Genomic DNA, 14792 nt, shown 5'->3' on the forward strand with positions numbered 1-14792 from the left:
TTTAAGTGAGTTGCGGAGTCACAATGGTAATGATGCCGATGATGATAAAGAGTATACAAGCCAGTTTTCGTGTGTAGTTGGCGTCGACTTTATCCATCAACCAGCGTCCAGCAAAGACCACAGGAACGTTGGCCATCATCATGCCCAAGGTAGAGCCTATCAAGACCGCCCATACACTGCCATAGTGAGCGCCTAATAAAACCGTGGCAATTTGTGTTTTATCGCCAATTTCAGCTAGGAAAAACAGTATGAAAGTGGCGCAGAAAGCCCCGTATTTTAATAATTGATTTTCCTCACTATCGTCTTTATCTGGGATCAATAGCCAAAAACCGACCGCGATGAAGCTGAATCCCACAATCCAGCTAGCAAAATAGGTTGGAATCCATGCGGCAATGGCTGAACCAAACCACGCCGACACAGCGTGATTCAATAACGTGGCAATGAGAATGCCGAGTACAATTGGGGTTTTTGAGGCAAATCGTGTTGCTAGAAAGAGTGCTAATAATTGGGTTTTATCGCCCATTTCAGCCAAGGCAACCGTTGAAGTAGAAGTAAACAGCGCTTCCATTTTGATATGTTCCTAGGTGGGCGATAATACAAAAGACAAACAACTTGAGCCCACCTGAGTCAAGTTCTTGTCTTAAGTCTCATCAATCCTGCGAATGGCGTCAGGACTTCTTTGCCATGAGCATGTGGCTCAATTATGTTGACAAAGAATCTTTGCAGATAGCAAAGAAGATTACTCCCCTAAGATGGGGTGATAATAGTGTATTTTACGTACTGAAACAAGAAGGGCGGCCGAAGCCGCCCTTTGTATATCTGTTAAGTTTTACTTATACAGGTGCATGTCACTGCTTAAACCTTTCCACAAACTGACACACATAACCAGCATCAATAGGGTGAAAGGTAAGCCAATGGTGATCGCAGCTGCTTGAATTGCGCCCAGCGCTTCAGAACCACCACCGACTAGTAAGGCAATCGCAATGATGCCTTCCAATACCGCCCAGAACACACGCTGAATCATCGGAGCGTCGGTTTTACCGCCCGCAGTAATGCCATCAATAACCAAGGAGCCTGAGTCAGAAGAGGTAACAAAGAACACCAAGACGAGAATGATGCCTACGAAAGAAGTGATCGCCGTTAGTGGTAAGTGCTCAAACATTTGGAACATAGCCAAAGAAGAGTCACTGATACCGTTTGCTAATTCGCCAACACCATTTTGAACTTGTTCCAGTGCTGATCCACCGAACACAGACATCCAAACCAGTGTGACCAAAGTTGGTACAAGTAATACGGCGATAATGAATTCACGTACGGTACGACCGCGAGAAACGCGTGCAATAAACATCCCGACGAAAGGTGACCAGGAGATCCACCAAGCCCAGTAGAATACAGTCCAGCCATGGTAGAAGGTTTCATCTTCACGGCCAATCCAGTTACTTAGAGGGATAATGTGTTCGACATAGTTCAGTAAGAACGACCCCATTGCGGCGAAGATAGCACCAGTATGGCCAACAATCACGATGAAGATAGCCAAGGCAGCAGCGATGATCATGTTGACATTGGAAAGCAGCTTCACACCGCCTTCAAGCCCGCGAGCAACAGAGATAATGGCAATTGCGGTCACACCACAGATCACAACAATTTGTGTCGTGAGGGTGTTTGGAATATCGAACAAGAAATTCAAACCACTGGTGGCTTGTTGCGCACCAAAACCAAGAGAGGTTGCCAAGCCAAAAATCGTCGCAATCACGGAAATGATGTCGATAAAGTGACCAATAACGCCCCATACTTTTTCACCAAATAGTGGGTAAAAAGCAGAGCGGATTGTTAGCGGTAACCCTTTGTTGTATGCAAAGAAAGCCAATGAAAGTGCGACAACCGCATAAATAGCCCAAGGGTGAAGACCCCAGTGGAACATAGTGGCGCCCATGGCTAGATCTTTTGCTTCAGGGGTGTTTTTCATGACTTCGAATGGTGTGCCGTACCAGCCTGTGTAGTACGCAACAGGTTCTGCCACACTCCAGAACATCAGACCAATACCCATACCAGCAGCGAACAGCATGGAGAACCAAGTGATGGTTGAGTGCTCTGCTTTCGCTTCGGTGCCACCAAGACGGATGCGACCAAAAGGCAACAGAATCAAAGCCAAACAAAATAGAACAAAGATGTTACCAGCGACCATGAAGAACCAGTCAAAGTTATTAATTGACCAGCTTTTGGCTCCGGAAAGAACGGCACTTGCATCGGCAGGGAACAAGATACTACCAAGAATGAAGGCCAAGATGATCAAGGCGCTGGTGGTGAAGACTGGGTTTAGGACGTCCAAACCAAGGAATTGGATATTGTCCTGTCCAACCTTGTAAGACGTGTTGTACTCCGCCCGACCACTGTCAGGTGCTTTATTGCTCATAATATTCTCCTGATGAAGTGAAACTTTTCCAATCTCTCAATGTGCAACAACATGCGTGAATATCACGGCTTATCACTTAACCCTATAAGAATAATGCTTCTTAAATTGTTCTTTAAGCGACGTATTTTGTTCTGTTTTGGATCATCGGAATGCTTAGTATCGCACTCGGCTCACAAGGAAACTCATGGTTCAAAACAGAACGCAATCATATGCTTAACATTGAGATTGTTGTTGGAAACATCACTAATTTGATATTCCAATTAAGCCAAAAAAGGCCATCGAAGACGGCCTTTTTTGAATTATCGGGGCAAGAGTTACATCAATTTAGTTAGATGTCAAATTATAGTAAATGCGATGCACCCTTGTTGCAGGAATTAATGGAGAAAGAGTTCAAGCAGTTCATTGAGAAAGAGTTTGCCTTTTTCTGTGGTTTTAATGTGTTCTTTTTGCCACGCGTCTTCGTCGAGTAAACCTCTCTGTAGACCGGTTTTACAGGCTTGAATCAGTGATTTTGGTAACTCACTCTGTGCATATCTTCGATATTCCTGTAAATCAAAGGATTCAAACAAACGTAAGCGATTCATCATAAACTCCAGTGGCATGTCCTCTGGGTTAATGGCTTCTTTAATAACGAGTGCCTCTGGTAGGTTGTTCAGATAGTGATTTGGGTGGCGAGTCTTTCGAGTACGAAATATTTGACCATTAACTAATGTAATCTTGCCGTGTGCCCCTGCACCGATGCCAATGTAGTCACCGAATCGCCAATAATTCAAATTGTGCGCGGCTTGGCGTCCTTGTTTGGCATTAGCCGATACTTCATATTGCGCATAACCTTGCGCAGCCAATAAAGCTTGCCCTGCATCTTGAATTTCCCATAGGGTATTGTCTTCTGGTAAGGCTGGAGGACGACGATAGAACTCAGTATTGGGTTCTATGGTGAGTTGATACCAAGAAAGATGCTCAGGGTTTAGGGTCATGGCCAATGTTAAATCCGCCATTGCCATGTCTAGGCTTTGGTCAGGCAAACCGTGCATTAAATCTAGGTTAATATTATCGAAGCCTGCAGCTCTGGACTTATCCACAGCGTGAATGGCTTCTTCGCGGTTGTGGATTCTTCCTAGGGTTTTCAACAGCTTTGGCTGAAAACTTTGGATGCCAATGGAGAGGCGATTGATGCCTGCTTGTCGAAAATGACGAAACTTTTCTTGTTCAAAGGTACCTGGGTTGGCTTCCATGGTGATTTCTGCATCGTCGGCCCAAGTCAGTTTGTCACGCAGGGTGTCCATTAGCCGGTAATAAAAATCTTCGCTCATTAAGCTGGGTGTACCACCACCAATAAAGGCGGTTTGTATTGGTCGCCCAGCGACGTAAGGTAAATCGACCTCAAGATCGGCCAGTAGTTGTGCGAGATAAGCTTCCTCTGGCAGTTGATTGTCTTGGGTAAAACGATCTGCTTGATGGGAGTTGAAATCACAATAAGGACATTTTTTGACGCACCAAGGTAGGTGGATGTATAGGCTGAGCGGTGGCAGTAATCGACTCACAAGGTGTTATCCTGCTGAAACGCAGTTAACAGTTGTTGCAGCGCTTTGGCTCTGTGACTGATCTGATTTTTGACTTCTTTCGGCAAACTGGCGGCGCTGCAATCGCATTCAGGTACGAAGAACAGCGGATCATAACCAAACCCTTCTTGGCCTTCTGTTGACGTTAGAATGCGACCTTCCCAAACGCCGTGAAAGACTTTAGGTGTCGGGTCATTCTGGTGGCGCATATAGGCCAGCACACAATGGAAACGAGCCGTTCTTTGCTCCGTTGGAACACCGTCTAATTTTTCCAATAGCAAGTCATTATTAGCTTGGTTATTACCGTGTTCGCCGGCAAAACGAGCGGAGTAAATCCCGGGAGCACCCTTTAGATAGTCGACTTCAATGCCTGAGTCGTCTGCCAGAGCAGGTAGACCTGTCTTTGCACAAGCATGGCGGGCTTTCAAAATGGCATTCTCGATGAAGCTGAGCCCGGTTTCATCGGCGTCTTCTACCTGGAATTCTTTTTGAGGTTTGACATCAAAGCCTATATCGCTCAGCAAAGCATTGAATTCTTTGATTTTTCCGGCGTTATTACTGGCCAACACGATGGTTTTTTTCACGTTTTTGTCCTCTTGCAACGGCGTCCTAAAATGGCGACGATGTCTGCTGATTTAGGCGTTTCGGCTGATATGAAAAATAGCCGTTTCACTGAATAGATTAGGCATAGAGCGAATCCACCAATGGTCTTTTAGGTGGCCATCTACCGCTGCCCAACGTAATACCTTAATGTCTTTTTCGTGGCACAAGCGCTCAAAGTCTTGAAAGGTGAAAAAGTGAATGTTGGGTGTGTCGTACCAGTTGTACGGCATAAACTCTGATACAGGCATACGACCTTTTAGTGCCAGATGTAAGCGGCTGCGCCAATGACCAAAGTTAGGGAAGGTTATAATGCACTCTTTGCCGATGCGTAGCATTTCATCGATCAGCAAATCTGGGCGACGAAATTGCTGCAAAGCATGGGTCATTAGTACGAGATCAAAACTCTGATCTTCAAAGTTCTGTAGACCTTCATCAATGTTTTGCTCCAACACTGGAATGCCTTTTTGAATACAGGTGTTCAGATCTTCTGGGCCAATTTCTAAACCATAACCACGGATTTGCTTGTGATTGATTAGATGATAGAGCAGTTCACCGGGACCACAGGCCAAATCGAGTACGCGAATATTGGGTTGAATCCATTCGTCTATGATTTCTAAATCAGCGCGCATGTTCAGACTCTCCTTGGCGAGCAGGTAGCGTTACTTGATCCGCGATGCGTGTTAAAAAACTGTTTACCGCCTGCATGTAGCGAGGAATGGGAAATAGGAAAGCATCATGACCTTCAGTGGCTTCAATTTTTGCATAAGAAACCGCTTTGCCTGCTTTAATCAGCGCATTGACGATTTCTTCACTTCGCTCTGGTGAAAAACGCCAATCGGTCGTAAAGGACACTAAAAGGAACTCGCATTGAGCACGGCTTAAAACGGCCGCCAAGTCACCATTGGTTTGCGCGGCGGGGTCGAAATAGTCCAGTGCTTTGGTCATTAGCATGTAGGTATTGGCATCGAAACGTTTGGTGAAAGCCTCGCCTTGATAACGTAGGTAGCTTTCGACCTCAAACTCTATGCCGTAGTTGTATTGATACTGCTCATGGCGCATCTGACGACCAAACTTCTCCCCCATGGCATCATCGGACAAATACGTTATGTGGCCTAGCATGCGTGCCAAACCAAGACCATTGGTCGGTACCGATTCATTGTCTAGGTAGCGACCATCAAAGAAATCGGGATCACGTCGAATTGACTGACGAGCGACTTCATTGAAAGCGATATTTTGGGTTGATAGTTTTGGTGCTGAGGCGACAATCACGGCAGATTTGAGACGCTCTGGAAAACGAATGCTCCACTCAAGAGCCTGCATTCCCCCTAAGCTACCACCAACTATCGCGGCAAAGGTGTGAATGCCTAGCAAGTCAGCTAAGCGGACTTGGCTTTCGACCCAATCTTCTACGGTCACAATCGGGAAGTCCGCTCCCCAAACTTGATTGGTCTCAGGGTTGATGCTGGTCGGCCCCGTTGAACCGCAACACCCTCCAAGGTTATTCAGGGCAATGACAAAGTAACGATTGGTGTCGATGGCTTTGCCTGGTCCAATGGCCGAATCCCACCACCCCGGCTTTTTATCAGCCATATCATGGTAGCCCGCTGCGTGATGGTCGCCACTTAATGCGTGGCAAATTAAGATGGCATTGGAAGCATCCTGGTTCAGCGTGCCATATGTCTCATAGATGAGTTGGTACGATGCCAAGGTTTGCCCGCAGGTAAGCGTCAACGGCTTGTCGAAGTGCGCAATCTGTGGTGTGACTAGGCCCACAGAATCGACTGGAATGGCGTCTGGCATGGGTGTTGGTAATCCTAATGAAATACTCGTGTTCCCGTGAAGATAAGTGGGGAACTAGACCAAAAAATGAATCCACACAGTCTAGCGGCTGCATGGTTTGCCATCAAGGGATAGAGAAGGAAATCCCCTTTATTTGGTGGTAATAAAGGGGATTCTATATTAGGCCAGAGTGAAGATGTTGGTTTTTTGCGCCAATTGTTCAGAAAGTCGCTGAATTTGTTGGGTTTTGTCCGCCAAAATATCAATCGAACTGGTGTCTTGGCTAAGTTGTTGTGCGATTTGCTCCATTTCGGTGCTCATTTCAACAGCGGTGCTGGCAACGTCTTGGATGGCGTTTGCCATGGAATCTGTTGATTGCGTGCCTGTCATGGCGAACTGCTCAATGTTGCGCATGGCTTCTTCCGCTTTGCTGCCATTCTCACTAATGATACTGAGGTTTGATTTGCCGCTTTCCATCGTAGTGATGGCCGAATGAGTTGAACGCTGAATGGTATTGACGATTTCAGTGATTTTCGCCGTGGCATCTACAGTTTTTTCAGCGAGAGCACGGACTTCGTCGGCGACCACGGAAAAACCGCGTCCAGCTTCACCCGCTCGAGCGGCTTCAATTGCGGCATTGAGTGCTAATAAATTCGTTTGGTTGGCAAGATCATTAATCATGGCGATGACGTTATCAATGTCTTTTGATAATTGTCCGAGTTGATTTAATTGATCGCTGGTAACTTGGACGATGCTCACCGTATCGTTAATGCTGGTCAATACAAGGTTAATTGTATCGGCACCAGACTTAGCGGATTGGTAAGTATCATTAGACTGGTTTTTAAGTGTGTCCGTGGTGTTCGATAATTCCGTTAAGCGATTTGAGATATCATCTGTTGCCGTGGCCAAAGAATGAGTACGCTGGTTCACTAAATGGTTACTGGTGGTGATGTCTCTAATACTGCTGTTTAGGTCACTGGACATGGTATTAAAGGTATCCGTTGTCGTGACCACATCTTTGAGAACATCACCTAACCCCTCGGTCATTTCGTTTAGTGATTGACCTAACTGATCAAACTCATCCAAACGTTTTAGATTAACGCTGGCTTTAGAGGACATGTCTCCTTGCTTCACTTTATTTAAATCACTGATGATGTTTTTGAGTGATTCATTAACACTACGCCCTATGGTTATCATTAATAATGTGGCAAAAACGATCACAGCAAAGCTAACCGTTAGCAGTGTCGCATTGGCTTGAGTAGAGCGACTTTCGGCTTCCTGTTCCGCGGCTGTCATCAGTTGTTCAATGACTTGACTGGCGTTGGTTTGACTGTCTCGAAAGGCCAGTTTTTGCTGGTTAAATAGGTTTTCCGTTGTCAGCAGTTTTTGGTACTCCTGACCATACTTAAGTATGGCATCACGATAAGCATTGGCGGTGACACCGTGACTACTTTGGAAGCCAAAATTAGAAATACGACGATCAAATTTTTCAAAATTACCGGTGAATTTTTCTAAATTGTCTGCAGTCGGGTCTGAAAGGTAGCTGGCTTCTGCTTGGCGTACGCTAGAAAATTCACGCTTGAGCAAGCTTAGGTTGCTGATGTCGTCGGTTATTTTATTGCCAAGCTGATCGATCTGGCCACGCATCCCTGATGTTGAGTCGAATCCGATAATGTTTTGTTCGCGAGCGAGGTCTAATAAAATCGCGCTGTATTGACGGATGATCTCAAGATTACCTTGTAAAGTCGTGCTTAAATTGACGTCATTGCTTCTTTCTATGTTGGTCTGTGTGATGTTGGCATTTTGCTGTTCTTGGTTTTCGACCAGCTGAATATAGTCTTCGACGTTATCGCTTGAAATTGACCGAAAACGATCGGCTATGGCCAATAAATTGATGCTAATTTGATCATTGGATGTTTGGATTTTAGACAGTGTTCGAACGTCGCCATTGGCGTTTTGTTGAGCAGACAGTCCTTCAATGGCCACAAAGGTGACAATGATAAAGCCGATAATGGCGGACACGAGCAAGAGCATGAGTTTGATTTTGAACGAAAGGTTTTTCAGCATTATTAGACCTACCTGCCTTGTGAGCGGCTGATGAAAACATGAATCAGTAAAGTAATCTTACCTATGCAAATACCGTGCACATATCAATGACTTGTGCTGAGGCCGATGGCGTCTAAGTTTTCTAAAAGATGATAGAAGGCGTTTGCCTCTTAATGGGGCAAACGCATTTGTAAAAGGTTATCAATAGCGCTTATTTAACGTGGGCGCGACACGTTAAATAGTCGGTAAACAAGTTGTCCGGCGACTTTTTCTTTACTGAGTTGCCAGTGTTCCGGTAAGACGGTAAGAGGTGTTTCTTTTTCCATTTCAATGTAGACCAATGCTCGTTCGGCTAGCCATCCTTGTTCCAATAGTGGGATGACTTTCTCAAGCCAACCTTTTCGAAATGGCGGATCCAAGAATACGATATCAAATGCTTGATTGGCTGGTTGGCTTAGATAGGCGTCTGCCGCTTGTTGAATGACTTGGGCCTGCGATGCTTGCAAGGTGGCTAGGTTATCCGTCATCTGTCTAGTGACCAATTTGGCGTTATCAACAAAGGTTAACTGCTTGGCACCACGGGACAAGGCTTCTAAACCTAGGGCACCTGAGCCACAGAATAAGTCGGCGCAGACTGCGCCAGGTAGGTATGGGTTGATCCAATTAAACAGAGTTTCACGTACTCGATCAGGTGTGGGGCGCAAACCTTCGACGTTTGGGATAGGTAGCTGACGAGAACGCCATTCTCCAGCAATAATACGGAGCTTGGTCGACTTGTTCTTGGTTTTGTTAGCTGCTTGGTTGTTAGAGGCGTGCTTTCTCATTATTGGTAAACCTGAATCTCTTGATAAGTTTGCGCATTGATTAGTTGTTTTAAAGCGGTTTGGTAGTCTTCATAGCGGAAAGCGTCGACAGCTTCCTTGTAGTCTAGTGCAAAAGTTTCTAGCGTCAACTTGCTGTCTGGATGGGTAAATTGCCCTGCAATGACACTCCACCAAGTGGGTGATAAGGTGTTTTCTTCTAACTGAATAATGAGGTTTTCCAGTAATTGTTCAAATCTTTTTTTATCCTTGATGGAAGGAACTTGTTCAACAAATACAAAGCTTTTTAAGCTGATGTCTGGCTCTCCTGTTGCAATGTTACTGACATTGGCGCGTTGATTGGTTTGGCTGTATTGAACGTTCCACCAGACCCATGGGTGATGAGGTGATAGGGCTAAGGCAAGTTGAACAAAGTCGATATGTTCTTGTGCGTTCAAACTGTCGACTAGATCGGCTCCCCAAATTTGCAAACTCAGCCATTCTTGTACCGTGTTAACAGGAGATAGAGCAAGGGCGCTTCGAGTTTGCCATAGGGCGCCTTGATTTTGTTGAATCAGAGCACTTAAGGAGGCTAGATTAATGGTTTCTGAGTGGCTCTTTTCAGTCTCGGAAGTGGGTGAGAATGACGCTGTAATTGCATTTAAGCCTGCTTTCACAATGTTTTGACTTTGTTCGGACATGTCGCCAATGATATAAATCGTCGCGACCGATTGCGTCATTTTTTGATAATACTCTTTCACGTCCGTTAAAGAGATTTGCTCAATCGGTGGTGTGTTTTGCTGAAAAAAAAGTATCTGCTCTAACTCATGCTGAACGGTTTGCTGGTAAGGGTTGCGTCCTTGCCAATTGTCGAAAGTGCGACTTTTGAATGCTGTTTGCGTTAACCAGCTTTTGGTCAGTTTGAGGCTTGGGACGAGGTATGACGGATTGTTGCTGACGGTTATCCCAAGAAGTTGGTTTTCGTGATCATAGTAAGTAGTCGCCTTCGCAGCTAAAGGGGACAATCTTTGGTTAATTGAGGCGGTACTAAGCGGTAGCGCATCACTCATTAGCATGGCGAGTGTCGACTGAATTAACTTGGTGTCTGTGGTGACAGCGCGAAAAGAAAAACGAATTTCGAGTTTGTCGCTGCCTTGCCAAGCGTCTTGGTTAAGCCATACCACAGGAATGCCAGAGTCTGTAGTCCATTGCTCAATGTCGGGGGTCGGCAATTTCGCGCTTGGAGCGGTGAGGTTTAAGAGCCAAATCGCCAGTGTGGAGAACAACATAATCGCCGCCAAGACGGGGCGGCTAAAAAGAGGCTTATTTTTGTCGCGCATAGTGAACCTTTAGACAGCCTGTTAACAGAACAATTTGTGTGAAAACAGGCCTGATTGCGAATCAGAATGATGATAAAATAGTCATTTTCTGCGTCCATCACAATGGCGCAAGTCCTTATGATAGCATTTCACTGGTGTTTACTGCATCAGCCAAAACAAAGAGACGAATTGAATGGAAGTTGTTAATCAGATTATTGCTTTTTTTACTCCCTATCTTGGTGAATACGCCCGTTATGCTCCTATGGTGATTGGCGCCTTGATGGCCTTGTTGGCGTTTGTGATTCGTCGTCGTTTTGTGAAAAAAATGAGTGCAGATATCGAGCAAGCAAAGAAACAGGATGCAGAAGCTCAAAATGTCCAAGAGTCGTCGGTTGAATCACAAGAAACCATTGTATCTAAAGAAATGACCGACTCACATGAGACCGACAGCGCCTCAGTGGCGTCGCAGCCACAGCAAGAAGCCGTTGCTGTGCCAGTTGACGTGTCAGAAGAGGTCTCGACTTTGTCTTGGTCTGAGCGTATTAAATCCGGTCTCACTCGTACACGAAGTGGTCTGGGCAAAGGTTTGTCCTCAATCGTTAGTGGCAGTAGAAAAGTAGACGATGAGCTGATTGAAGAGCTAGAAACTCAGTTGTTGATGGCGGATGTCGGCATTGATGCGACTCGTACCTTAATAGAAGGTCTGACGGAAAAGCTTAACCGCAAAGAACTAAAAGAGGCGGACGCTTTGTTAACGCATTTAAAAGCGGACATGGCGGCGATTCTAGGGCAATCCCAACAAGAGTTGGAACCGACTAACGCCGATGGACCGTTTGTGATCTTGATGGTGGGGGTGAATGGTGTGGGCAAAACCACCACCATTGGCAAGTTAGCGAAGAAGTATCAAGCTGAAGGTAAGAGTGTGATGCTTGCCGCAGGTGATACTTTCCGTGCCGCGGCTGTGGAGCAATTAGAAGTATGGGGTGAGCGTAATAATGTGCCTGTGGTTGCGCAACATACCGGCGCGGATTCGGCATCGGTGATTTACGATGCGATTGAGTCGGCAAAAGCGAAAAACATTGATGTTGTCATCGCCGATACGGCTGGCCGTTTGCAAAACAAACAAAACCTCATGAATGAGTTGTCGAAAGTCGTTCGTGTGATGAAAAAGCTCGATCAGCAAGCGCCGCATGAAGTTATGCTGGTATTGGATGCGGGAACTGGTCAGAATGCCATTAGTCAAGCTAAGTTGTTTTCAGAAGCGGTTGGCGTCAGCGGCATTACTTTGACGAAACTTGATGGTACTGCAAAAGGCGGTATTATCTTTGCCATAGCGAAACAGTTTGGTCTGCCAATACGTTACATCGGCGTCGGTGAACAGGCTGATGATCTGCGCCCGTTCGTAGCGCAAGAATTTATTGATGCTCTGTTCTCAGGGGATCAAGACTAGACAAGTCATCTAACAATCAGGACAGTGAAGCAGAGTGGAAATCGAATTTCAGCGCGTTGGTAAGAAATACGACAGTGGCCAAGAGGCCTTATCGCAAGTGAGTTTTCATTTGCAGCAAGGTGAAATGGCCTTTTTGACCGGTCACTCTGGGGCCGGCAAAAGTACACTGATGAAACTCATGATGATGATTGAACGTCAGACTTCCGGACAAATTCTGATTGATGGTGTGGATTTGCGTACCTTAAGTCGACGAGCGATTCCACAACATCGTCGTCGTGTTGGGGTGGTGTTTCAAAATCACCAATTATTATTGGACCGCAGTGTGTTTCATAACGTGGCTTTGCCTTTGCAAGTTAGTGGCGCCGACCACGAGCAGATTGCGAAACGTGTTCGTGCAGCGCTGGACAAAGTTGGATTGTTGGAAAAAGAAAAGTTCAACCCAATGGCCTTGTCAGGTGGTGAGCAACAACGCGTGGGGATTGCGCGAGCGGTGGTGAATAAGCCGCAACTGCTGCTGGCCGATGAACCGACAGGTAACCTTGACCCTAAGCTGTCCGCTGAAATTATGAATCTATTCCAAGAGTTTAACCGTGTCGGTGTGACGGTATTGGTGGCGAGTCATGATTTGGCATTAGTGGCGCGCATGCGACATCGAGTCTTGACCTTAAACCAAGGTCGTATGGTCAATGATGGGGGGTTCGCTTAATGGCACAAAAGCCAAGTCAGCGAGGCGCCACGCGTGCATCAGTAAAAGCTTCGAAGCACCATTGGCCGACACGTTCTCGTTTTAACGCGAGCTTATATTTTCAACAGCATAAAACGACTTTGAAAGAAAGTTTTATGCGTTTGCTCAGTTACCCTCTGGCCAGTGTGATGACCGTGATGGTGATTGCCATTGCCTTATCTTTACCGGGTGGGCTCTATGTGGCACTAAAAAATGTCCAAACGGTCACCGACCAATGGGAGAGGCAGTCTGTCATTACGCTTTACCTGTTTCCCAATTTGGAAGACACAGAGGCTTTGGCTCTGTCCCATCAGATTTCGGCACAACCTGATGTCGCGTCTGTGGAATACATTTCTAAAGAAGAAGGCTTACGTTACTTTGAGCGTTCTAGTGGTTATGAGCAGACACTTTCTTCCTTATCAGAAAATCCTTTGCCGATTGTGCTAAGAGTGATCCCGAGAGAAGCGGTGGATGTCACGACCTTGTCGAGCTTGCAGACGTTACGAGATGAATTAGCGACTAAGCCGGAAGTAGACATCGCCGAATTAGATGCACAATGGTTACAGCGCCTTGCCAATATACTGAGTTTTGGGCAGCGTTTTTCGTACGCTTTGTCTGTATTGCTGGTGATTGCTGTGTTGTTAATTGTGGGTAATACCATTCGTGTGGCGGTGGAAAGTCGTCGCGATGAGGTCTTGGTCATGAAATTGGTTGGTGCGACCGATGCCTATATTCGTCGGCCTTTTTTATACATGGGATTTTGGTTTGGAATGTTAGGCGGTGTATTCGCTAGCCTTTGTATTCTGGTGCTTAGCTGGTGGGTAAGTGCACCAGCAGAGCGCTTGATTGATTTGTATCAAAGCGACTTTCAACTGCAGACTTTTAATGCAGATGAGATTGTTTTATGTTTAACTATTAGTACATTTGTTGGCGTTGTTGGGGCTTGGATTGCAGTCAACCGACACATTGCCAATATTGAACTGCAGTGACCTAAACAGGCGTGTTTCGTCCAAATTGAATTCGCCACGTTTTATTCACATTTATGTCACACATACGCAGAATTAACTTGTTAGTATTTTGTCATACAGAGTATGAAAAATTAAAAGGTGGAAATAGAGATGAGTAAAGCTCTTCAGCCTATCGATATGATGACTCCAGGTCAAAACCTTGAGTCGTATATACAAACCGTTGGTCGGATTCCAATTCTGACAGCGGAGGAAGAAAAAGCACTGGCAGAACGTTTGTATTATCAAGAAGACTTAGAAGCGGCCCGTACACTGGTTATGTCGCACCTGAGATTTGTTGTGCACATTGCGAAAAGTTACTCTGGTTACGGTTTAGCTCAAGGTGACTTGATCCAAGAAGGGAACGTCGGCTTGATGAAAGCGGTGAAGCGTTTTAACCCAGAAGTGGGTGTGCGTCTGGTGTCGTTTGCAGTACATTGGATTAAAGCCGAAATACATGAATTTATTCTGAAAAACTGGCGCATTGTGAAAGTGGCGACCACTAAAGCGCAGCGTAAGATGTTCTTTAATCTACGCAGTGCGAAGAAAAGCCTGTCTTGGTTTAGTAATTCTGAGGTGGAGTCGGTTGCCAGTGATCTTGGTGTCACGCCAGAGGTTGTTCGTCAAATGGAAGGTCGCTTAAGTGCGTCTGACATGGCGTTCGATGCGTCTGCAGATGACGATGATGATAGCGCTTACCAAGCGCCTTCTCAGTTCCTAGAGGATCATCGCTCTGACCCAGCTATGTTGCTAGAAAATGGCAATTGGGAAGAGGACTCTAATCAGCGTCTTGAGCTTGCGATGGCTGATCTTGATGAACGTAGTCGAAATATTTTGGTACAACGTTGGTTGTCTGACGGTAAATCGACTCTGCATGAATTGGCGGATGAGTATGGTGTCTCCGCGGAGCGTATTCGCCAACTTGAAAAGAATGCGATGAAGAAGATTCGTGTTGCCATGGGTGATGGTCAATTCGACTAAATAAGCCTGTTCTAAATATCAAAAAGCCCTCCTAGTGAACTGACCCCATAAAGTTGGACTCTGTTCTAAGCGGCTTTCAAGGCCTGATTTCGATACGCTATCGGACTCAGG

13 protein-coding genes and 1 riboswitch are annotated in these 14792 nt (G+C 45.8%); of the genes, 4 read left to right on the forward strand and 9 right to left on the reverse strand.

Going from position 1 to position 14792, the window contains the following annotated elements:
- Position 1 precedes the first annotated feature (1 nt).
- The 9 genes from ACHUFM_RS06765 to ACHUFM_RS06805 form a co-directional block, all read right to left on the reverse strand.
- The gene (locus ACHUFM_RS06765) at positions 2 to 568 is read right to left on the reverse strand and encodes a TMEM165/GDT1 family protein (protein ID WP_394180783.1); all 567 of its coding nucleotides are present in this window, start codon (positions 566 to 568) and stop codon (positions 2 to 4) included.
- 84 nt (positions 569 to 652) lie between these two features.
- Positions 653 to 760, reverse strand: a riboswitch (yybP-ykoY riboswitch).
- A gap of 69 nt (positions 761 to 829) precedes the next feature.
- Positions 830 to 2413: a BCCT family transporter gene (locus tag ACHUFM_RS06770; protein ID WP_063334183.1), complete on the reverse strand. Its 1584-nt coding sequence runs from the start codon at positions 2411 to 2413 to the stop codon at positions 830 to 832.
- 374 nt (positions 2414 to 2787) lie between these two features.
- On the reverse strand, positions 2788 to 3957 hold the full coding sequence (gene hemW / locus ACHUFM_RS06775) for a radical SAM family heme chaperone HemW (RefSeq protein WP_394180785.1): 1170 nt from the start codon (positions 3955 to 3957) through the stop codon (positions 2788 to 2790).
- Positions 3954 to 4559, reverse strand: coding sequence for an RdgB/HAM1 family non-canonical purine NTP pyrophosphatase (gene rdgB, locus ACHUFM_RS06780; RefSeq protein WP_394180787.1), 606 nt, complete (start codon positions 4557 to 4559; stop codon positions 3954 to 3956). Before rdgB ends, hemW begins: the two co-directional genes overlap by 4 nt.
- A gap of 51 nt (positions 4560 to 4610) precedes the next feature.
- Positions 4611 to 5207, reverse strand: a complete 597-nt coding sequence (metW, locus tag ACHUFM_RS06785; RefSeq protein WP_394180789.1) for a methionine biosynthesis protein MetW — start codon at positions 5205 to 5207, stop codon at positions 4611 to 4613.
- Positions 5197 to 6378 (reverse strand): homoserine O-succinyltransferase MetX, encoded by a 1182-nt coding sequence (metX, locus tag ACHUFM_RS06790; protein WP_394180791.1) that lies wholly within the window; start codon positions 6376 to 6378, stop codon positions 5197 to 5199. Before metX ends, metW begins: the two co-directional genes overlap by 11 nt.
- Before the next feature lie 159 nt (positions 6379 to 6537).
- The gene (locus tag ACHUFM_RS06795; RefSeq protein ID WP_394180793.1) at positions 6538 to 8424 is read right to left on the reverse strand and encodes a methyl-accepting chemotaxis protein; all 1887 of its coding nucleotides are present in this window, start codon (positions 8422 to 8424) and stop codon (positions 6538 to 6540) included.
- Between the two features lie 194 nt (positions 8425 to 8618).
- Positions 8619 to 9227, reverse strand: a complete 609-nt coding sequence (rsmD, locus tag ACHUFM_RS06800; RefSeq protein WP_394180795.1) for a 16S rRNA (guanine(966)-N(2))-methyltransferase RsmD — start codon at positions 9225 to 9227, stop codon at positions 8619 to 8621.
- A complete protein-coding gene (locus ACHUFM_RS06805) occupies positions 9227 to 10543 on the reverse strand; it encodes a peptidase M16 family protein (protein ID WP_394180797.1) in 1317 nt (438 codons plus the stop codon). The genes rsmD and ACHUFM_RS06805 overlap by 1 nt, the downstream gene beginning before the upstream one ends.
- A gap of 172 nt (positions 10544 to 10715) precedes the next feature.
- On the opposite strand from ACHUFM_RS06805, the gene ftsY reads away from it, so the two are divergent.
- From ftsY to rpoH, 4 genes are all read left to right on the forward strand, one after another.
- A complete protein-coding gene (ftsY, locus tag ACHUFM_RS06810) occupies positions 10716 to 11972 on the forward strand; it encodes a signal recognition particle-docking protein FtsY (RefSeq protein WP_394180799.1) in 1257 nt (418 codons plus the stop codon).
- A gap of 34 nt (positions 11973 to 12006) precedes the next feature.
- Positions 12007 to 12678, forward strand: coding sequence for a cell division ATP-binding protein FtsE (gene ftsE / locus ACHUFM_RS06815; RefSeq protein ID WP_013797893.1), 672 nt, complete (start codon positions 12007 to 12009; stop codon positions 12676 to 12678).
- Positions 12678 to 13685 (forward strand): permease-like cell division protein FtsX, encoded by a 1008-nt coding sequence (gene ftsX / locus ACHUFM_RS06820; protein ID WP_394180801.1) that lies wholly within the window; start codon positions 12678 to 12680, stop codon positions 13683 to 13685. Before ftsE ends, ftsX begins: the two co-directional genes overlap by 1 nt.
- Before the next feature lie 129 nt (positions 13686 to 13814).
- Positions 13815 to 14681, forward strand: a complete 867-nt coding sequence (rpoH, locus tag ACHUFM_RS06825; RefSeq protein ID WP_063334194.1) for an RNA polymerase sigma factor RpoH — start codon at positions 13815 to 13817, stop codon at positions 14679 to 14681.
- Positions 14682 to 14792 lie beyond the last annotated feature (111 nt).

The organism is Marinomonas posidonica, from assembly GCF_043643765.1.
In the GTDB taxonomy this organism is placed as follows: domain Bacteria; phylum Pseudomonadota; class Gammaproteobacteria; order Pseudomonadales; family Marinomonadaceae; genus Marinomonas; species Marinomonas posidonica_A.